The following is a 20,150-nucleotide window of genomic DNA, read 5'->3' as shown; positions in this document are numbered from 1 at the left end:
GTCTTCGGGCCGCTCCGCGGGCCCTGCGCCTTCTCGGTGGTCCCCACCACCGGAACGGCGCACGGGCACCGCAGGCGCCTACACGTCGAGGAAGCGGACATCCTTGGCGTTGCGGGTGATGAAGCTGCGCCGAGCCTCGACGTCCTCACCCATGAGCACGCTGAACAGCTCGTCGGCGGCGGCCGCGTCGTCGAGGGTGACCTGACGCAGGACGCGGACGCTCGGGTCCATCGTGGTCTCCCACAGTTCCTTGGCGTTCATCTCGCCCAGACCCTTGTAACGCTGGATACCGTCGTCCTTGTTGATCTTCTTGCCCGACGACAGACCGGCCTCGAGCAGACCGTCGCGCTCACGGTCGGAGTACGCGAACTCCGGCGCCGCACCCTTCTGCCACTTGAGCTTGTACAGCGGCGGCTGCGCCAGGTACACGTGTCCCTGCTCGACGAGCGGGCGCATGAACCGGAACAGCAGCGTGAGCAGCAGCGTCGCGATGTGCTGACCGTCGACGTCGGCGTCGGCCATCAGCACGATCTTGTGGTAGCGCAGCTTGCTGATGTCGAACTCGTCGTGGATGCCGGTGCCGAACGCGGTGATGATCGACTGGACCTCGGCGTTCTTGAGGACGCGGTCGATGCGCGCCTTCTCGACGTTGATGATCTTGCCGCGCAGCGGCAGGATCGCCTGGTACATCGAGTCGCGACCGGACTTGGCCGAGCCGCCGGCGGAGTCGCCCTCCACGATGTAGATCTCGCACTTGCTGGGGTCGTTGCTGCGGCAGTCGGCGAGCTTGCCGGGCAGGCCGCCGATGTCGGTGGCGCTCTTGCGGCGCACCAGCTCCCGTGCCTTGCGTGCCGCAGTCCGCGCCTGCGCCGACGACACTGCCTTGGTGACGATGGTCTTGGCGTCCGCGGGATTGGACTCGAACCAGTGCGCGATGTTCTCGTTGCACGCCTTCTGCACGAACGACTTGACCTCGGTGTTGCCGAGCTTGGTCTTGGTCTGGCCCTCGAACTGCGGCTCGGCGACCTTCACAGAGATGATCGCGGCCAGGCCCTCGCGGATGTCGTCACCGGTGAGCTCCGGATCCTTGTCCTTGACGAGCTTCTTCTCCTTGGCGTACCGCTTCACGACGTTGGTGAGCGCCGCGCGGAAGCCCTCCTCGTGGGTGCCGCCCTCGTGCGTGTTGATGGTGTTGGCGAAGGTGTGGACGGACTCCGAGTAGCCGGAGTTCCACTGCATCGCGATCTCGAGCTCGTGGCCGGTGCCCTTGGCGGTGAACCCGACGACCGAGTTGTGGATGGCCTGCTTGGTGCGATTGATGAACCGCACGTAGTCCTCGAGGCCGCCCGGGTAGTGGTAGACGCGCGACTTGACCTTGGGCGTCGGTGCGACGGCCTCGGCCTCCTCCTCGAACGCGTTCTTGGGCGCCTCGGCGGTGGTGCTGACGACCTCGTCGGTGACCTCCTCCTCGGCGACGCGCTCGTCGGTGAGGGTGATGGTCAGTCCCTTGTTCAGGAACGCCATCTCCTGCAGACGACGCGCGACCGTCTCGAAGTTGTAGGTCGTCGTCTCGAAGATCTCGGGATCGGCCCAGAACCGGACGGTGGTGCCGGTCTCGGACGTGGGCGCGCCCTGCTCGAGCGGGCCCGGCTTGGCGTGGGTGTACGTCTGGGTCCAGTGGTGACCGTCGACCTTGATCTCGACCTCGACCTTGGTCGACAGCGCGTTCACGACGGAGATGCCGACGCCGTGCAGACCGCCGGACACCGCGTACGCGTCCGAGTCGAACTTGCCGCCGGCGTGCAGCTGGGTCATGACGACCTCGACGGTGGGAGCGCCGGAGGCGTGCATCGCGACCGGGATGCCGCGGCCGTCGTCGACGACCTGGATGCCGCCGTCCTCGAGCATGGTGACGTCGACCCTGCTCGCGTAGCCGGCCATGGCCTCGTCGACGGAGTTGTCGACGACCTCCCAGATCAGGTGGTGCAGGCCGCGTTCACCGGTGGAACCGATGTACATGCCGGGTCGCTTGCGGACGGCCTCCAGTCCCTCGAGGACGGTGATGGAGGAAGCGCCGTAGGTGTTGCTCTTGTCTGACTTCTGGGCAGCCACGGGTGGGTAGCTCTCCTTCTCCGTAGTGTGCCGACACGGCTCTACACTGCGCTTCGAAAGAGGGTGGCCCTGGTTCTCTGGCAACCACGCACAACGAGGCACCGCGAGCGGTGTGTCGAGATTCGCCGCTAGTTACTCGACCATCTTACGTGTCCTTACCGACACACAAGGCACCTAACACGCCTCCAGCTGCCCCACAGACGAATTTTTTCGGCCCTCGGCGGGTCGAACCCTAGGCGGAAGCACCATCAGCGCTGTCGGTCGCAGTCTCCGCGCGAAGATCACCGACGAACTCGGCCGTGAGCCGCGCCACGTCCGCGCTGTGCGAGATCGGCGACCAGTGACCGGCGGGCAGCTCACGCCGGCGCAGGTTCGACACCCACCGTCCGGTGTCCTCGTATCCCACCGGCCGGACCGCGAGATCGCGCCGGTCGACGATCAACTGGACCGGGACGTCGGTGCGCCGCTCGCGCGGATGGCGCAGCCGGGGCCGGATGTTGGCGCGGTATCGCTTGAGGCCGGTGATCATGTCCGCCCGCAGCGTCGGTGCAGGTCGGACCAGTGCCGGGTCCATCCGGTCGAAGAAACGCAGGAATGTCGGCCAGATCCGCGACAGCCCCAACCGGAACGGCAGCGTCCCGACCACGGGGATCTGGAACAGCACGGTGTAGCCCGACGCGATCGCCTGCGCGAGCGGGCCCGCCGGCCGCCGTTCCGCGAGCCGCCGTCGCATCCACGCCCCGAGATGATCGAGGTTGGGCCCCGAGACCGACGTGTACGACGCGATCCGCTCCCCCGCACCGGGCTCGCACACCGCCTCCCACGTCTCCACCGCTCCCCAGTCGTGCGCCAGCACGTGTACGGGCGCGTCGGGGCTCACCGCGTCGATCACCGCGAACAGGTCGCCGGCCAGCAGCGGCAGCGCGTACGCCGACACCGCGGTGGGGCGACTGCTGGCACCCGCCCCGCGGGTGTCGTAGCTGACGATCCGGAACCGGTCCTCGAGATGCGCGATCACGTGCCCCCACAGCTCGTGGGTGTCGGGCCAGCCGTGGACCAGCACCAACGTCTCCCCGTCCGGGTTGCCCTGCTCGTAGACCGCCAGCCGGACGTCGCCGTTGGTGACCACACGTGGTCGTGGGCTGTGCACGCTCATGGAAGTTCCTTCCGGTCGGGCGAGTCGAGTTCGGGGTACGTCAGAGGTCGAGGATCAGGCGGCCGCCGTCGGCGCGCGAGACGCACACGAGCATGTGGTCGACACGTTCCTGCGGGGTCAACCGGGTCTCGCGGTGGTCGGGCGTGCCGGCCAGCACCCGCACCTTGCAGGTACCGCAGAACCCCTGCCGGCACGAGTACCCGACCCCCGGCAGACGTTCCTTGATCACTTCGAGCGCGGATTCGTCGGCGGGCACCTCGAGCACCTCACCGGTGCTCACCAACTGCACCTCGAACGGGCTGCCGCCCAGCACCGGTGGCGGGCCGAACCGTTCGAAGTGCAGCGCGCAGGCGCCCGTGGCGGCGAAGCCGCCCCGGACCGCGTCGAGCATCGGGGTGGGCCCGCAGCAGTACACCGCGCCGCCGACGGGAGCCCGGCCGAGCAGGTCGTCGGCGGAGGGGAGCCCGAACTCGTCGTCCGGGCGCACGAACACCCGCGCCGGATCCCACGTCGCAATCTCGTCGAGGAACGGCATGGACTCCCGCGAACGCCCGGAATAGACGAATTGCCAATCCATTCCGGCCCGCCGCGCCGCGCGCACCATCGCGATGATCGGGGTGATGCCGATACCGCCCGCGACGAACAGCGCACTGCCGGCCGCCACGAACGGGAAGCCGTTGCGGGGACCGCGCACGGTGACGGTGGTACCCGGGGCGAGACCGTGCATCTCGATCGAACCGCCGCCCCCGTCGGGGATGGCACGGACCGCGATCCGGTAGTGCCGGCGGTCGGCGGGGTCACCGCACAGCGAGTACTGCCGGCGCCGGCCCGACGGCAGATGGAAGTCCAAGTGGCAACCGGGCTGCCACGCGGGCAGGTCACCGCCGTCGACCGCCGCGAACGTCAGCGCCGCGACGTTCTCGTTCTCGGCGACGATCGTGCGCTCGGTGGCCACCAGTGTCATCGCCGCGTCGGGATTGTGGCCCGCCACGGTCGGGTCGTAGTCGTACGCGGTGAGCACCCGCAGGTACTTGTCGGTGACGGCCTCGACGATCGTCATCGCGCGGTCGGGCCGGGCACGTCCCTGCAGGTCGGCCGGCGGAGCCGGCCGCGTCAGCGCCTCCGGCCGGCCGAGGAGCTCGCGCACGCGGGGCAGCTTCACCGCGCCGCCGCCCGCGCCGCCGGCGAGGACGCCAGGTAGGCCACTGCCTGTGCGGTCGACCCCTCCTTGCCGGGGTGGTAGTCCCGCCGGAAGTACGCCGACATGCGCTTGCCCAGCTCGGTCGCGGTGGGCAGGGTGCCGCGCCGCCCGGACGCCACGAAGTCGGACAGGTGCGGACGACGCCGGCGCGGTGCCCAGTTCTGCAGTTGCGGATCGTTGCGCATCAGGAAGCGGGTGCCGCGCACCCACAGCCACACGATCATGGGGGTGACGATCAGCTGGGTGCGGATGCGCCGCGACTCACGCTTGTCGAAGTACCGCATGACGTCGTATGCGACGCAACGATGTTCGACCTCCTCGGCGCCGTGCCACCGCAGCAGATCCAGCATCGTGGGGTGCATCCCGGCACGGTCGAGGCCGTCGGCGTTGAGGACCCAGTCGCCCAGGAAGGCCGTGATGTGCTCGACGGCCGCGATGATCGCGAGCCGTTCGATCAGGTGATTCTGCGCGCGCCGACCGGTGAGCGGCTTGGGCCCGAGCACCTTGTGGAACGTCCAGTGCATCTGGTCGGTGTACGGCGTGGGATCCAGGCCGTTGGCCTTCAGGTGCTCGAGCACCCCGGTGTGGGCGCCGGCGTGCATGGCCTCCTGGCCGATGAACCCGACGACGTCCTCGCGCAGCTTCTCGTCCTCGATGAACGGCAGCGCCTCCTTGTAGGTGGCGACGAACCACTCCTCCCCGGCGGGCAGCAGCAGGTGCAGCACGTTGAGCACGTGCGTCGTGAACGGATCACCGGGAATCCAGTGCATCGGCAGGTCCGACCAGTCGAACTCGACGTTCCGGGCCTGCAAGAGGATGTGGTCGGGCTCGAAATGCGCCGGATCCGACGCGTGCGTTGCGGAGGTGACTGCCATGACTGCTCCCGGCTGGTTCGCTCAGGTCGCCCGCCGCCCCACGGCAGGACGTGACCAGGTTCACTCGACGACGAGCCGTAAATGTAACACGCAGTAATAGGTAAATCCAGGGGTCAGCCGTAGGTGTCCCGCGGGCCGCGGCCCGGGATGTGCCGTTCGCCCTTTCGCCAGCTCGGCGCGGTGGGACCGGTGATCCGCAACGACTTCACCACGCCGTGTCCCACCGCCGCCGCGATCTTCGCGAGGATCTGGGCCTGCATCATCCGCAGCTGCGTCGCCCACGCCGTGGACTCCGCCGACACGCTCAACACGCCATCGCGCAGCCCGGTCGGCTCGGCGTGGGACGCGATGTCCTCTCCGACGACGTCCGCCCACCGGCCCAGCACGGTGCCCTCGGACACCTGCGACGACCAGCCGCGTTGCTTGGACACCGCGCCCACGAGCGCACCGAACGGCTGCGGATCACGCTCGTCCGGTCCCGACCCGGACCACGAACGACGCCGCGACCGGAGCGAGCGCACGCCCCCGGCGCGCGGCGACGAGCGCCCCTGACCCACCGCCTTGCCCTTCGCCTTCGCGGCCGCCCGGGCCTCCTCGAGGGCACGGCGGGCGAGGTCGATGCCCTTCAGTTCCGGCTGCGGGCCGTCCGCCCGGGTCTCGTCGGACCGCTCGTCGCTCATTGCTCTCCTCCCGTGGTGACCGGACCGTCCAGCGTGGTGATCTGCGAGATCCGGCCGCGTTCGGTGTCGGCCGCGGCCACTCCGAAGCGGGTCGCGGACAACTCGTCGGGCACGTCCTCCGGCACGGCCGCAGTGATGAGAACCTGCTCGGCCTCGGCCGCGACGCCGGCCAGCGCGGTCCGGCGCTTGCGGTCGAGCTCGGCGAAGACGTCGTCGAGCATGAGCACCGGGTCGCTCCCGTCCGCACGCAGCAGGAAGAATGCACCGAGCCGCATCGACAACGCGAAGGACCATGATTCCCCATGGCTGGCAAAGCCTTTCGCGGGCTGGTCGCCGAGCATCAGCTCGAGGTCGTCGCGGTGCGGGCCCACCAGGCACACGCCGCGCTCGATCTCCCGCTGACGCGCCACCGACAGCTCGTGCAGAAAGCTCGCCTCCAGCAGCTCGAGGTCGTCCGACTCGGGTTCCCTTGTCGGGTCAGCCATTTCGTGTGGCAGCGACGAACCGAGGCTGCTGCGGTAGCGCACCGATGCGGGCCGCGACTCCGGCGCCAGCGACCGGTACGACGCCACCAGGTGCGGGGCGAGGTCGTGCACCAGGCGCAGCCGGGCCTGCAACAATTGGGCACCGTGCGCCGCCAGGTGCCCGTCCCAGACATCCAGTGTTGCCAGGGCACTCGCGCCGTCCGACGACCGGCCGCCGCGACGCAACGCTCCGCCGGCGGTCTTGAGCAGCGCCGACCGCTGCCGGAGCACCTTGTCGTAGTCGGCCCGGACCGCCGCCATCCGGGGCCGGCGGGAGGTGAGCAGCTCGTCGAGGAACCGCCGCCGGTCCCCCGGGTCACCGCGGACGAGCGAGAGGTCCTCGGGCGCGAACAGCACCGTCTGCAGGACGCCGACGATCTCGCGGGCCCGCCGGGAGGGTGACTGGTTGATCCTGGCGCGGTTGGCCTTTCCGTCGTTGATCTCGATGTCGATGCCGAGTTCACGACCGTGGTTGACCACGAGCGCGCCCGCGTACGCCTGGGTGGCGCCCGCCCGGATCAGCGGCGCGTCGGTCGACACGCGGTGCGACGACAGCGTCGACAGGTACCCCAGGGCCTCGAGGAGGTTGGTCTTGCCGTGCCCGTTGCGGCCGACGAACACCGTGCACCCCGGGGCCAGATCGACCGTGACGGCATCCCACGACCGGAAATCCCGGAGCGAGAACTTGCGAACGAACACTACGTTTCCGACTGTCCGGCCTGCCGGACGGCATCGGACTGTCCGGCCTGCCGGACGGCATCGGACTGTCCGGCCTGCCGGACGGCGTGCCCGCCGAACTGATTCCGCAGCGCCGACACGGCCTTCATCGCGGGCGAGTCCGCCTGCCGCGACGCGAACCGGGCGAACAGCGCGGCGGAAATGACCGGTGCCGGTACCGCGTGCTCGATCGCCTCCTGCACGGTCCAGCGTCCTTCACCGGAATCCTCTGTGTACCCGGAGATCTCGGCGAACCCCGGATCCTCGGCGAGCGCCTTCACCAGCAACTCGAGCAGCCACGACCGCACGACGGTGCCGTGTGTCCAGGCCCGCAGTACGCCGTGTACGTCGGTGATCAGGTCCTCCGCCTCGAGCAGTTCGTACCCCTCGGCGTACGCCTGCATCAGCCCGTATTCGACGCCGTTGTGCACCATCTTGGCGTAGTGACCGGCACCGACCGGGCCGGCATGGACGAAGCCGTCGCCGCGGTCGCCGTCGGGACGCAGGGCGTCGAAGATCGGCATCGCCCGGGCCACGTCGGCGTCCGCGCCACCGACCATCAGCCCGTAGCCCTCCTGCAGACCCCAGATCCCTCCGGAGACACCGCAATCGACAAATCCGATGCCGCGGTCGCCGAGCAGTTCGGCGTTCCCGCGGTCGTCGGTGTACCGCGAGTTGCCACCGTCGATCACGAGGTCACCGGGCCCCAGCACGGACGCCAGCTCCGCGATGGTGGCGCGGCAGATCTCCCCGGCAGGCACCATCACCCACACCACCCGCGGCGCGGTCAACGCCGCCGCCAGGTCCGCGAGCGAGCCGACGTCGCTCACCTCCGGGCGCGGGTCGTAACCGACGACCTCGTGGCCGCGCTCCCGCAGCCGGGCGCGCATGTTGTACCCCATCTTGCCGAGTCCGACCAGTCCGAGCTGCATCGTCAGATGTCCCTCCACTAGTGGTGTTTCGTGCTGGGGCCGCGCCCGCCGGCGCCCCGATCAGCCGGGCAGACGGACCGGCATCAGCAGGTAGGTGTACTCGCTCTGCGGGGCCGGGAACGTGCCCGACTCGCTGCGCTCGGGCTCGTCCTCACCGGCCGGACGCAGCACGGCAGGACGGCTGGGCGTGGTGAAACCGAACGAGACCCGCTCCGAGTGCAGCGACGACAGCCCGTCGATCAGGTAACCCGGGTTGAACGCGATGGTCAGCGGCTCGCCCTGGAAGTCGGCCTCGAGCGACTCCTCGGCCCGGCCGGCGTCGTCACCGCCGGCGGACAGCAGCAGCCCGTCCGCGTTGAACTCGAGACGCACCTGCGCGCCCCGCTCGGCGACCAGCGCGACACGCTTGATGGCCTCGACCAGCGGTGCCACCGCAACGGTCGCCATCGCGGTGTGCTCGGCCGGCAGCAGCTGGCGGAACTTGGGGAACTCGGCGTCGAGCAGGCGGGTGGTGGTGCGACGACCGTCGGCGACGATGCCGAGCATGCCCTCGGTGCCCACCGACGCGCCCGCGCCCAGCGCCAGTTCGACCGGCGAAAGTGTGTTGCCGCCCAGCGTTTTCGCGGACTCGGAGAGCGTGCGGGCCGGAACCAGCACGGCCGCGGAGACCTCACCGGCGGTGGGCATCCACTCGAGCTGACGGACCGCGAGGCGGAACCGGTCGGTGGCCGCGAGCACGACGTTGGTGCCCTCGATCTCGACGCGGATGCCGGTGAGCATCGGCAGCGTGTCGTCCTTGCCGGCGGCGACGGCGACCTGGCTGATGGCCTCGGAGAACAGATCCACGGGCAGCGAGCCGGTCTGCTGCGGCAGCGTCGGCAGCTGCGGGTAGTCCTCGACGGGCATCGTCGGCAGCGAGAACTTGGCGCTGCCGCACGCGATGAGCACGCGGGTGCCGTCCACGGTCACGTCGACGGGCTTGTTGGGCAGGGACCGGGTGATGTCGGCGAGGAGCTTGCCGGAGACCAGGACCTGGCCGGTCGTGGTGACCTCCGCCGAGACCCGGACCTGAGCCGAGACCTCGTAGTCGAAGCCGGAGACCGTCAGACCCTGCTCGTCGGCACCCAGCAGCACACCGCCGAGGACGGGGACGGGCGGCCGAGACGGCAGGCTGCGCGCGACCCAGGCGACGGAGTCGGCGAAGTCCTCCCGAGCAACGCGAAACTTCATACTTCCAAGCTCCATCGCTCGGGTGTTCCTCTCGGTAGGCACGGACGTGTCGGCGGCAGCTGCGCACGAGGCGGGACAGGGCTGCGCTAGCAGTCTGACACAGCGGCCACGGGACACCGTATGCGTTGGGACGCCGTGTTGGAAAGCGGGCGCCGGCGCCTCGAGACACCTCGAGGCGGGCTGTGAACAGGCCGATCCCGGCCGGGTGTTCACAGGACCTGTTTTCAAAGAACTTCTCTCGAGAAGACTTCAATCACAGTAATAGGCACTGTGGAATCTGTGGATGGAGGCCCGAAGCTGCTGGTCCCGCCTACTCGAGGCATGGGGACTTCTCGAGGACGTACTCGAGGACGAATCCGCCGCGGTTGTGGACACCTCGAGACACGTCGAAGTTGTTCCACCGTTGTCCACAGTGATTACACCTTATACACATACCTATCCACAGATGTGAATTCTTTGGAGTTCGTGTCTCGAGTCACCCCGGAAACACGACATCCGCACGGCGGAATCCGTGCGGATGTCGGTGACGGGAGTGTCCGCCGCGCGTCTCGAGGGACCGGCGCGCCTAGCTCTTGGACCGCTGCTTGATGCGGGCGGTGAGCTCCTGGACCTGGTCGTACACCTTGCGGCGCTCGGTCATCTCCTTGCGGATCTTCTTGTCCGCGTACATGACCGTGGTGTGGTCCCTGCCGAACGTCTGACCGATCTTGGGCAGGGACAGGTCGGTGAGCTCACGGCACAGGTACATCGCGATCTGGCGGGCCTGCGCGAGCGGACGGGCCTTACCGGGGCCGCACAGGTCGTCGATCGACGTGTTGAAGTACTCCGCGGTCACGGCCATGATCGTGGCCGCGTTGATCTCGAGAGCCGCCGAATCCGGCATGAGGTCGCGCAGGACCACCTCGGCCAGCTTGAGGTCGAGGGCCTGACGGTTGAGCGACGCGAACGCCGTGACGCGGATGAGGGCACCCTCGAGCTCACGAATGTTGCGTTCGATGCGGCTGGCGATCAACTCGAGGACGTCGTGCGGAACGTCCAGTCGGTCCATCCGGGCCTTCTTCGACAGGATCGCGATCCGGGTCTCGAGTTCGGGCGGCTGGACGTCGGTGATCAGGCCCCACTCGAACCGGGTGCGCAGCCGCTCCTCGAGCGTCGCGAGCTGCTTGGGTGGCCGGTCCGACGAGACCACGATCTGCTTGTTGGCGTTGTGGAGGGTGTTGAAGGTGTGGAAGAACTCCTCCTGGATGCCCTCCTTGCCCTCGATGAACTGGATGTCGTCGACGAGCAGGATGTCGGTCTCGCGGTAGCGGCGCTTGAACGCCACCTTGCGGTCGTCACGAAGACTGTTGATGAAGTCGTTCGTGAACTCCTCGGTGGAGACGTACTTGACCCGCATCCCCGGGAACAGACGCTGCGCGTAGTGCCCGGCCGCGTGCAGCAGGTGCGTCTTGCCGAGGCCGGACGCACCCCAGATGAACAGCGGGTTGTAGGCGCGGGCGGGCGCTTCGGCGATGGCGACGGCCGCGGCGTGCGCGAAGCGGTTGGAGGCCCCGATGACGAAGGTGTCGAAGGTGTACTTCGCGTTGAGGCTGTTGCCACCAGTCGATCCGGTGGAGGGGCCGGCCGGCGGCTTGGTGAAGTAGGACGGCCACGATTCGTGGACGCTGGCCAGCGCCTCCCGATCGTCGTCGACCTCCTCGTGGTCGGCCGACTCGGGGGACGCCGGTTCGCCGACGCCCATCGCCAGGTGCCGGCGGCGCATCGGGCCGGTGCCGTCGGTGTAACCGGTGTCGGTGTACGCGGAATCGGCATAGGCACCGACACGTTCGGCGTCCCGCGCCACCCCGTCGGAGCTGTCGACGACGGGCGGCTCGTCCTGGTCGGCGACGTCCTCGGGAGCGGCGATACGCACGCCGAGCCCCTCGACCCTCTGACCGAGGTGCAGGTTGAGAGCGCGCAGGATCGGTTCGCGCAGATCCCGCTCGATCGCTTCCTGCGCGAGCGGGGACGGGACCGAGAGCAACGCGAAGCCCTGGGCGTACGTGAGCGGTTTGACCAGCGCGAGCCAAGCCTTCTGGGCCTTGGTCAGGGAGCTACCGCCGTCGACGTCGGAGGTCAGTTCTGCAACGACGTCGCGCCAGACACTCGCCAAGGCGTTCGGATCGTCGTTCACAGTTCGTGTCCTCCCAGGGCCTGTCCGACCCGTCGCCGTGGTTGTCTGTCGAGCGAGCTCCCCCGGTGAGGCTGGACCCCGTGCCGGGCAACGAATATGCCACCCGATCTGTGTTTCCACACAATTATCCACAGATGTGGACAACGCTCGAGTCGGGGGTTCGCCGGCGAGGAATCGGCACGGCGACGCGTTCTCGAGGCTCTCACCTGGTGGAATGCCGTGGTGGGCGAAGTGATCGATGCTACCTGCGGGAACGCGGTTCGGGGCAGTGGGTGTTAGCTGTCTTACAGGCCCGCGTTCTCGAGCATCGGATCGGACGTCACCGGCGCGCGCCTGGCGTCCGTCGTGGCGCGACGCGCACCTCGAGGGCGTGGAGGGTGCCGTGCGGGGACGTGGGCTGTGCCATGCAGGAAAGGTAACAACCGCACGGTTCGTCCACAGCGATTCGCGAGGATCCGATCACGGCCGGGGCCGGTTTGACCTCTCTCGAGCCTGTCAGTACCCTCGAACAGTCACCCGATGGTGGAGGATGCGTGCTGGCCGGAGGTCTGCGCCCCGGTGCCGTCGTGTGATCACGAATTTCCATCCAAGACAGACCGACGCCGACCGGCGTCACCGAACTTCGAGGAGTGTTGACCGTGGCCAAGGGCAAGCGGACGTTCCAGCCGAACAATCGCCGCCGCGCGCGCGTTCACGGCTTCCGTCTTCGTATGCGTACCCGTGCGGGTCGTGCAATCGTTTCGGCGCGTCGCCGTAAGGGCCGCGCTTCCCTCACCGCCTGATCTCCCACTGATTTCGGGAGCTCGGGGTGTTACCTGAGCCGTATCGCCTGCGTCGCCGCGCGGATTTCTCCGCGACGGTGCGTGGCGGACGACGTATGGGTAGACGGGATCTGGTCGTCCACGCTCTGGAGCGTGGCTCGACCGACACCCTGGTGAGCATCGGCGGTCCGCGTTTCGGGCTCGTCGTCAGCAAGGCAGTCGGGCCGGCAGTGATTCGACATCGAGTCGCTCGCCGGTTTCGTCATATCTGCGCCGGTTTGGTCGACACCGTTCCCGTCGACACCGACGTGGTGATTCGCGCGTTGCCGGGATCGGCGACCGCAAGTTCCCGGGAACTCGACAAACAGCTGCGATCGATCCTGCGACGGATGGGTCTGTTGGCTGACGAAGGTAAGCCGGCATGAGCAGCGAACCCGATGAGGCGCGGACCGACAGTGGTCCGCGCTCTTCGTCGTTCGTGGCACACCTGTGGACGACGCTGCGACGCCTCCCCGCGCGCGTCCTGATCTTCCTCATCGAGCTGTACCGAACCTATGTGTCTCCACTCCGCCTCCCCACGTGCCGGTTCACGCCGACGTGCAGCGAGTACGCGGTCGAGGCACTGCGCACCCACGGTGCGGTCAAGGGGTCGGCGCTCACCGTGGTGCGACTCGTGAAGTGCGCGCCCTGGCACTCTGGAGGATGGGATCCGGTCCCGGAACGTCGGGGCCGGCACATCCACAGCGTGAGCCGGGAATGACGCGCACCGCTCGCCCAGATCTTGCCCAACACCACGGTGTGGTGAACGTGGACGAACAGAGGAGTACTTAGAGCCGTGCTCGACTTCATTTACTATCCGGTGTCCTGGATCCTGTGGGTCTGGCACAAGGTGTTCGGCGCCGTGCTCGGACCGGACAACGGCTTCGCGTGGGCGCTGGCCGTCATGTTCCTCGTCTTCACGCTGCGTGCCATCCTCTACAAGCCGTTCGTGAAGCAGGTGCGTACGACGCGGCAGATGCAGGAACTGCAGCCGCAGATCAAGGCACTGCAGAAGAAGTATTCCAAGGACCGCCAGCGCATGGCGCTGGAGATGCAGAAGCTCCAGAAGGAGCACGGCTTCAACCCGCTCATGGGCTGCCTTCCGGTGCTGCTCCAGGCGCCGGTGTTCATCGGTCTGTTCCACGTCCTGCGGTCGTTCAACCGCACCGGCACGGGCATGGGTCAGCTGGGCCTGACGGCGGAGCAGAACGCCTCGATCGGTAACTACGCCTTCAGCCCGGAAGACGTCCAGTCCTTCCTGAGCGCCCGACTGTTCGGTGCGCCGATCTCCGCCGCGATCACGTCGCCGGAGAGTGTGCTGCAGTCCTTCGAGCCGTTCGGCGGCGTGCCGTCCACGCTGAACATCGCGCTGGTCGCAGTCCCGCTGATGATCGTCGCCTCGGTCGCGACGCACTTCAACTCGCGTGCCTCGGTGGCCCGCCAGAGTGCCGCGGCCGCCGCGAACCCGCAGTCCGCGATCATGAACAAGCTGGCGCTGTGGGTGTTCCCGCTCGGCGTGCTCGTCGGTGGCCCCTTCCTGATGATCGCGATCCTGCTGTACTGGGTCTCGAACAACATCTGGACCTACGCGCAGCAGCACATCGTCTTCCGCCGGATCGATGCCGAGGAAGCGGCCAAGAAGCAGGCCGTCATCGAGCGGCGTGCGGACAACGCCCCCAAGCCCGGTGCCCGGCCCAAGGCCGACAAGAAGAAGACGTCTGCCCAGCCCGCCCCCGTCGTGGACGCGGAAGTCGAGGACGCAGCGTCGACGGACGGTGACGACGGCGGCGGCAGCAAGGACGCAGGCTCGCCCGCCCCGCGGCCCAAGCCGAAACCGCGGCCGGCCGCGAACCGTCCCAAGAGCAACAAGCGCAAGCGACGCTGACCTCGAGAAGAGAGAACGACGATGACCAGTGAGCAGGACATCGCCCGGGAGGGTGAGGACAGAGAGAACACGGACGTGGCACTCGAGACTCGGAATGCGGATACCGATACCGGCACCGACACCGACACCGAGGACGATCTGGTCGAGGAAGGCGAGATCGCCGGTGACTACCTCGAGCAGCTGCTCGACGTCCTGGACTTCGACGGCGACATCGACCTCGACGTCGAGGGTGATCGTGCGGTCGTGAGCATCGACGGCGGCAACGACCTGTCGAAGCTGGTCGGCCGTAAGGGTGAGGTGCTCGACGCGCTGCAGGAGCTGACCCGCCTCGCGGTCCAGCAGTCGACGGGCGTGCGCAGCCGCCTGATGCTCGATGTCGCAGGGTGGCGCGCGGGCCGTCGCAGCGAACTCTCCGCCCTCGGCAACGCGGCAGCCGAGCGCGTCCTGGCCTCGGGCGAACGCGAGGAGTTGACGCCGATGACGCCGTTCGAACGCAAGATCGTTCACGACGCGGTCGCGAAGGTTGCCGGCGTCTCCAGCGAGAGCGAGGGCGCCGAGCCCAACCGCCGCGTCGTCGTGATCAAGGACTGACGCACCGATCCGTCCGGACACCGCGAGGGCCGCGGATTCCAGCTTCCACAGCCGGGATCCGCGGCCCTTTCTCTTGTTACGAGATGCCCGGTTGGGAAGGATGTTTCACGTGGAACCGGTTGATGAGCAGTGGGACGTTGTCGGTGCGGTGGCGCGGGTGTTCGGCGAACGGACGCCCGTGGCGGAGGCGTACCACGCCTCGTTGGCGTCGGACGGCGTGGCGCGGGGGCTGATCGGCCCGCGGGAGGTGCCGCGACTGTGGACGCGGCACGTCCTCAACTGTGCGGTGTTGGGCGAACTGGTCGGCGTCGGTGAGACCGTCGTGGACGTGGGTTCGGGAGCGGGGCTGCCCGGTGTGCCGTTGGCGATCGCGCGGCCGGATGTGCGAGTGACGCTGGTGGAACCACTGTTGCGCCGGTCGGTGTACCTGCAGGAGTTCGTGGAGTCGGTGGGACTGACCAATGTCACCGTCGTGCGGGGGCGGGCGGAGCAGGCGGGAGTCGTCAAGGAAGTCGGCGGCGCCGACGTCGTCACCTCGCGAGCGGTGGCGCCGCTCGAGAAGCTGGCCAGGTGGTCGTTGCCGTTGGTGCGCGTCGGCGGTCGAATGCTGGCGTTGAAGGGTTCGAGCGCGGCCGAGGAGATCGCGCGTGATCGTGCGGCACTGACACGGCTGGGTGCCGGCCGGCTCGAGGTCGTCGAGTGCGGTGCGGCTGTCCTGCCGGTACCCACCGCGGTGGTGTCCGCCGAAAGGGTTGCGCACCACCGGCACCGCGGTCAGCGGCGCTGAGACGCCCCTCCCCTCCCCCGCCACCGGGATCCACCCGGACCGATGTCAGCCGCCGACGAACGGCCGGACCGGGACACCCGGCACCGGCCGGGGATGTGCCGGGTCGAGCGCATCGAGGACGTGGCCGGCCGCGACCTGGGATGCGGCGAGCGCGAGATGGTCCGAGAAGTCCTGCGGACACGCGTCCTGAACCACGATGTCGGTCGCGTTGTGGCCCTCCACGTACCCGCTGGTGTACGGCACGATCCCTTCGTCGTAGCGGGTTATGATGTTGGTGTAGGTGACTTCCTGCGCATACAGGCCGCTGGCGTGCAGTCCGGCGATGAACTGCGATGCGGGCAGGAACTGGGGCACGCCTGGCAGAACGGCAGCACGCCACGGGCGTCGTGGGTGCCGAGACCGAGAAGCGTTGCGCCACCGTCCGGTCCGGTGAGTGCACTGCCGTTCCAGGCCGGACCGAGTGAGACGTACTTGTCGACCTGGGCTGCGCCGCCGAGATACTTGACGAAATAGTTGGGCACGATCGATCCTTGCGAGATTCCCAGAATGTCCACACGCGCCGCGCCGGTCGCCGCGCGCACCTCCTCCACGAAGTCGCCGATCTGGGCCGCGCTGTCCTCCGCGCGCGCCATGCCTCCGCTGGCGCTGATCGGATAGGGCTGATCGGCGTGGTTGCCGTAGGTGAGCGCGAAGACACATACCCTCGTTCGCGAGCAGTGCGGCGAAGGTGGTCCACATGTTCAGTCGATCGGCTCCGGTGCTGTGTACGAGCACCACGGGATTGGGATGCTCCGGAGTCGGCTTGCACGACCAGTCGTTGGAGCCGGCCGCGGACCCGCCGGGGTTGGTGAACTCGTCCTGCACGAAGAGGTCGTACGGCACGGGGTACGGTTCCCGGGCACTCGCCGTGGCCGGCGAGAGGCCGACGGCGCCGACAGATGCGACGAGAACGAGTGCTGCGGTGATCGCGATCCGCCACCGCGACGGTTTCGGAGCGGTTGCCGTCATGTGTGCCCCCGGGATGGTCTCCGGTTGACCGAAACGCTACGGGACGGCCTCGTCCGCGGGGTCGGTTCGGAGGACCCGTCGACGTCGAAACGAAAGTTGTTGCAGGAGAGCATATTACCGATCCGCGGCGCCCACGAAGGTGTGAGGTTGTCGTATGCCCACCCCGTGACACCCGGTCATTTCGTCACTGTGACAGCGCGATTGGCGATCGGCCGTTCCGGACGTCCGTGAGGGTGGGGCGGACACGTCCCCGGAGCCGGCCGGGGCCCGCCGGCGTGCCGATCGGCCCGCGCCGCGCCGATACGCGTCGCTGGTTTCACGTGAATCATTGCCGGCAGGAGTCGCACAGCGCTGCGGGCCCGGTTGCGCGAGCTGCGTGGGAGGGAGGGCGGTTTCACGTGAAACGAGAGACCGGCACCGTCCGGGTGGCGGGCGAGGCTACGGATCCTCCCCTCCCCCACCCGCGCTTCGCGCGGAAACGCCGTGCCCGAGTTTGTCGTGTGGTGGTGGGTTCGGGAGGATGTTTCACGTGGAACTGGTTGATGAGCAATGGGATGTCGCCGGTGCGGTGGCACGGGTGTTCGGTGAACGCAAGGCGTTGGCGGAGGCGTATCACGCATCCTTGGCGTCGGACGGCGTGGTGCGCGGCTTGATCGGCCCGCGCGAGGTGCCGCGGTTGTGGGTGCGGCACGTACTCAACTGTGGAGTCCTCGGAGAGTTGGTGGGGGCGCACGAGTCCGTGGTGGACGTCGGCTCGGGCGCCGGTCTGCCGGGTGTGCCCCTGGCGATCGCGCGGCCGGATGTGCGGGTGACGTTGGTGGAGCCGCTGCTTCGCCGGTCGGTGTATCTGCAAGAGATCGTCGACTCCCTCGGCCTCGACAACGTGACGGTCGTCCGCGGCCGCGCCGAGGACGGCGGCGTCGTCAAGGAGGCGGGCGGCGCCGACGTGGTCACGTCGCGTGCGGTGGCGCCGCTGGAGAAGTTGGCCCGGTGGTCGTTGCCGTTGGTGCGCGTCGGTGGTCGGATGCTGGCACTGAAGGGTTCGAGTGCGGCGGACGAGATTTCCCGGGACCGTGCTGCGTTGGCGCGACTGGGAGCTGGCAAACTCGAGGTGGTCGAGTGCGGCACGGAGACGTTGCCGGTTCCGACGGTTGTGGTGAGTGCCGAGCGAATGGCTCAACACGGCCGCCGGCATCGCTGAGTTACCGGGTTTCGACGGCTCGAGGGTTGAGAATTGCGTCATGAGTGGTCTTCAAGTGAAGGAGCAGTAGATGTCGGCTGGAGCTGAATCCGCCGTTTCACGGGAAACGGTTTCACGTGAAACCGCGACCCCGCCGGACTCGACCGACGGCAGTCGAGATCAAGACTTTGCCCACTCCCCCTACGAAGGAATCACACTCGCGGACACCCCGATCGGCGCGGCGGCGCAGCGCGCGAGTCAGGTGCTGCATCCGGGATCGGTCGCACTGCCGAGGCCGACCCAGCGGCGCGTCTTCACGATCGCCAATCAGAAGGGTGGCGTGGGCAAGACGACGTCGACGGTGAACCTCGCGTCCGCGCTCGCGATTCAGGGGCTCACGGTCCTCGTGGTCGATCTGGATCCTCAGGGCAACGCGAGTACCGCGCTCGGGATCCCGCACACGTCCGGGACACCGTCGAGCTACGAACTCCTCCTCGGCGAGGTCACCGCCAAGGAGTCGATCCAGCAGAGCCCCCACAACGACCGGCTCTACTGCATTCCCGCAACGATCGACCTGGCCGGTGCCGAGATCGAACTGGTGTCGATGGTCGCCCGCGAGAACCGGCTCAAGAACGCGCTGTCGGAGAAGGCGTTGGAGGGCATCGACGTCGACTTCATCCTCATCGACTGCCCCCCGTCGCTGGGGCTGCTGACGGTCAACGCGATGGTGGCGGCCAAGGAGGTGCTGATTCCGATCCAGTGCGAGTACTACGCGCTCGAGGGCGTCGGACAGCTGCTGCGCAACATCGAGCTGGTGCAGGCGCACCTCAACCCGGATCTGCACGTCTCCACGGTTCTGCTCACGATGTACGACGCACGCACCAAGCTCGCCGATCAGGTTGCCGAGGAAGTGCGCAAGCATTTCGGCGATGCCGTCCTGCGTGCCGTCATCCCCCGCTCGGTCAAGGTGTCCGAGGCTCCCGGCTACGGCATGACCGTTCTCGACTACGACCCCGGATCCCGAGGCGCGATGAGCTATCTCGACGCCGGCCGTGAGCTCGCGGCCCGCGGGATGACCACCACGACGCAGGAGCAGTGAGATGGCGCAGACACGCAAGGGCGGGCTCGGACGCGGGCTCGCAGCGCTGATCCCCACGGGGCCCGCCAACGGCGGACCGGGGCTGGGGAACGCGGCCGCGGACGTCGTCATCGGATCGTCCGCGGCGGCGGGCGTCGCCGCCGACACCGCACCGGAGGCCAAGCCGAAGCCCGCCAAGAAGGCGACCAAGGCCGCCGCCAAGCCGGCACCGAGCAAGGCCGCGAAGGACACCGACGACGTCGTGGTGAGCGCACCGACGCCTGCGCCGCCCGTCCGCACCGACGAGGAACCCCTCTCCCCCACCGGCGCGGTCTACCACGAGATCCCGCCGGACCTCATCGAGCCGAACCCGAAGCAGCCGCGCTCGGTGTTCGACGAGGAGGCGCTGAGCGAGCTGGTGCACTCCATCCGCGAGTTCGGATTGATGCAGCCGATCGTGGTCCGCCGCGTCGGACCCGAGCAGTACCAACTCGTCATGGGCGAGCGACGCTGGCGGGCCAGCCAGATCGCCGGGCTCGACACGATTCCGGCGATCGTCCGTGAGACGACCGACGAGTCGATGCTGCGGGACGCCCTGCTGGAGAACATCCACCGGGTGCAGCTCAACCCGCTCGAAGAGGCCGCCGCGTACCAGCAGCTGCTCGAGGAGTTCGAGGTCACCCACGAGGAGCTGGCGGCTCGGATCGGCCGCTCGCGTCCGGTCGTGACCAACATGATCCGTCTGCTCAAGCTGCCCATCCCCGTGCAGCGTCGGGTGGCCGCGGGGGTGTTGTCGGCCGGGCACGCGCGGGCACTGCTGTCGCTCGAGGCCGGCGCCGACGCGCAGGAGGTCCTGGCGGCCCGCATCGTCGCCGAGGGCATGTCGGTGCGCGCCACCGAGGAGGCCGTCATGCTCGCCAACCGCGAGGGCCCCTCCCCTACCCCACCGGCGAAGCGCAGGCCGATCCAGATGCCCGGTCTCCAGGACGTTGCCGAGCGGCTGTCGAATTCGTTCGACACCCGCGTGACGGTGAGCCTGGGCAAGCGCAAGGGCAAGATCGTCGTGGAGTTCGGTTCGGTCGACGACCTCGAGCGCATCGTGAAGATGATGGAGCAGCAGGCCGAGGCCTGATCGCTCAGCGACGATCCGGCTACGATTCGTCACCGTGACGTTACGTCCCCCGGTGGCCCGTCGGCATCCCCAGGGGGCTGCGGCGATCT

At 68.4% G+C, this 20,150-nt stretch carries 18 protein-coding genes and 1 pseudogene; 9 read left to right on the top strand and 10 right to left on the bottom strand.

The features are described from left to right. Window positions 1-78 precede the first annotated feature (78 nt). The 9 genes from gyrB to dnaA all read right to left on the bottom strand — a co-directional run bounded on the left by gyrB (window position 79) and on the right by dnaA (window position 11,600). On the bottom strand, window positions 79-2,112 hold the full coding sequence (gene gyrB / locus E7742_RS18850) for a DNA topoisomerase (ATP-hydrolyzing) subunit B (protein WP_137800337.1): 2,034 nt from the start codon (window positions 2,110-2,112) through the stop codon (window positions 79-81). A 232-nt stretch (window positions 2,113-2,344) separates the two neighbouring features. Next, entirely contained in the window at window positions 2,345-3,268 is a 924-nt protein-coding gene (locus E7742_RS18845) for an alpha/beta fold hydrolase (RefSeq protein ID WP_137800336.1), read from the bottom strand. 40 nt (window positions 3,269-3,308) lie between these two features. Further along, window positions 3,309-4,430 carry a PDR/VanB family oxidoreductase gene (locus E7742_RS18840; protein WP_137800335.1) on the bottom strand — a complete coding sequence of 374 codons (1,122 nt, stop codon included), beginning with the start codon at window positions 4,428-4,430 and terminating at the stop codon, window positions 3,309-3,311. Next, on the bottom strand, window positions 4,427-5,344 hold the full coding sequence (locus E7742_RS18835; RefSeq protein WP_137800334.1) for a metal-dependent hydrolase: 918 nt from the start codon (window positions 5,342-5,344) through the stop codon (window positions 4,427-4,429). The genes E7742_RS18840 and E7742_RS18835 overlap by 4 nt, the downstream gene beginning before the upstream one ends. Window positions 5,345-5,457: 113 nt before the next feature. Then, entirely contained in the window at window positions 5,458-6,024 is a 567-nt protein-coding gene (locus E7742_RS18830; RefSeq protein ID WP_137800333.1) for a DUF721 family protein, read from the bottom strand. Next, complete coding sequence (recF, locus tag E7742_RS18825; protein ID WP_137800332.1) at window positions 6,021-7,247, bottom strand: DNA replication/repair protein RecF; 1,227 nt, start codon at window positions 7,245-7,247, stop codon at window positions 6,021-6,023. The genes E7742_RS18830 and recF overlap by 4 nt, the downstream gene beginning before the upstream one ends. After that, window positions 7,247-8,197: a phosphogluconate dehydrogenase (NAD(+)-dependent, decarboxylating) gene (gene gnd / locus E7742_RS18820; protein ID WP_137800331.1), complete on the bottom strand. Its 951-nt coding sequence runs from the start codon at window positions 8,195-8,197 to the stop codon at window positions 7,247-7,249. The genes recF and gnd overlap by 1 nt, the downstream gene beginning before the upstream one ends. Before the next feature lie 60 nt (window positions 8,198-8,257). Then, window positions 8,258-9,442 carry a DNA polymerase III subunit beta gene (dnaN, locus tag E7742_RS18815; protein ID WP_137800330.1) on the bottom strand — a complete coding sequence of 395 codons (1,185 nt, stop codon included), beginning with the start codon at window positions 9,440-9,442 and terminating at the stop codon, window positions 8,258-8,260. A 550-nt stretch (window positions 9,443-9,992) separates the two neighbouring features. Beyond that, window positions 9,993-11,600 (bottom strand): chromosomal replication initiator protein DnaA, encoded by a 1,608-nt coding sequence (dnaA, locus tag E7742_RS18810; protein WP_137800329.1) that lies wholly within the window; start codon window positions 11,598-11,600, stop codon window positions 9,993-9,995. 638 nt (window positions 11,601-12,238) lie between these two features. Between dnaA and rpmH the strand changes: the two genes are divergently transcribed. The 6 genes from rpmH (at window position 12,239) to rsmG (E7742_RS18780) (ending at window position 15,663) form a co-directional block, all read left to right on the top strand. Beyond that, the gene (gene rpmH / locus E7742_RS18805) at window positions 12,239-12,382 is read left to right on the top strand and encodes a 50S ribosomal protein L34 (RefSeq protein ID WP_006550910.1); all 144 of its coding nucleotides are present in this window, start codon (window positions 12,239-12,241) and stop codon (window positions 12,380-12,382) included. Between the two features lie 26 nt (window positions 12,383-12,408). Further along, window positions 12,409-12,786: a ribonuclease P protein component gene (gene rnpA, locus E7742_RS18800; RefSeq protein WP_137800328.1), complete on the top strand. Its 378-nt coding sequence runs from the start codon at window positions 12,409-12,411 to the stop codon at window positions 12,784-12,786. Beyond that, window positions 12,783-13,121, top strand: coding sequence for a membrane protein insertion efficiency factor YidD (gene yidD / locus E7742_RS18795; RefSeq protein ID WP_137800327.1), 339 nt, complete (start codon window positions 12,783-12,785; stop codon window positions 13,119-13,121). The genes rnpA and yidD overlap by 4 nt, the downstream gene beginning before the upstream one ends. A 75-nt stretch (window positions 13,122-13,196) precedes the next feature. Beyond that, complete coding sequence (gene yidC, locus E7742_RS18790) at window positions 13,197-14,285, top strand: membrane protein insertase YidC (RefSeq protein ID WP_137800326.1); 1,089 nt, start codon at window positions 13,197-13,199, stop codon at window positions 14,283-14,285. Between the two features lie 21 nt (window positions 14,286-14,306). Beyond that, the gene (locus tag E7742_RS18785) at window positions 14,307-14,876 is read left to right on the top strand and encodes a Jag family protein (RefSeq protein WP_137800325.1); all 570 of its coding nucleotides are present in this window, start codon (window positions 14,307-14,309) and stop codon (window positions 14,874-14,876) included. Between the two features lie 100 nt (window positions 14,877-14,976). Beyond that, window positions 14,977-15,663 carry a 16S rRNA (guanine(527)-N(7))-methyltransferase RsmG gene (gene rsmG / locus E7742_RS18780; RefSeq protein ID WP_137800324.1) on the top strand — a complete coding sequence of 229 codons (687 nt, stop codon included), beginning with the start codon at window positions 14,977-14,979 and terminating at the stop codon, window positions 15,661-15,663. 45 nt (window positions 15,664-15,708) lie between these two features. Here the strand turns inward: rsmG (E7742_RS18780) and E7742_RS23895 are convergent. Beyond that, window positions 15,709-16,671, bottom strand: a pseudogene (locus tag E7742_RS23895) (esterase/lipase family protein). Window positions 16,672-17,191: 520 nt separating this feature from the next. Between E7742_RS23895 and rsmG (E7742_RS18770) the strand changes: the two are divergent. From rsmG (E7742_RS18770) to E7742_RS18760, 3 genes are all read left to right on the top strand, one after another. Beyond that, entirely contained in the window at window positions 17,192-17,872 is a 681-nt protein-coding gene (gene rsmG / locus E7742_RS18770; RefSeq protein ID WP_137800323.1) for a 16S rRNA (guanine(527)-N(7))-methyltransferase RsmG, read from the top strand. Between the two features lie 70 nt (window positions 17,873-17,942). After that, window positions 17,943-18,950: a ParA family protein gene (locus E7742_RS18765; RefSeq protein WP_137800322.1), complete on the top strand. Its 1,008-nt coding sequence runs from the start codon at window positions 17,943-17,945 to the stop codon at window positions 18,948-18,950. Between the two features lies 1 nt (window position 18,951). Next, window positions 18,952-20,061, top strand: coding sequence for a ParB/RepB/Spo0J family partition protein (locus E7742_RS18760; RefSeq protein ID WP_137800321.1), 1,110 nt, complete (start codon window positions 18,952-18,954; stop codon window positions 20,059-20,061). Window positions 20,062-20,150 lie beyond the last annotated feature (89 nt).

This window comes from Rhodococcus sp. SGAir0479 (genome assembly GCF_005484805.1).
Taxonomy (GTDB): Bacteria; Actinomycetota; Actinomycetes; order Mycobacteriales; family Mycobacteriaceae; genus Prescottella.
Note: the sequence above shows the minus strand (reverse complement) of the source record. Positions and strands in the feature narration are given on the sequence as shown.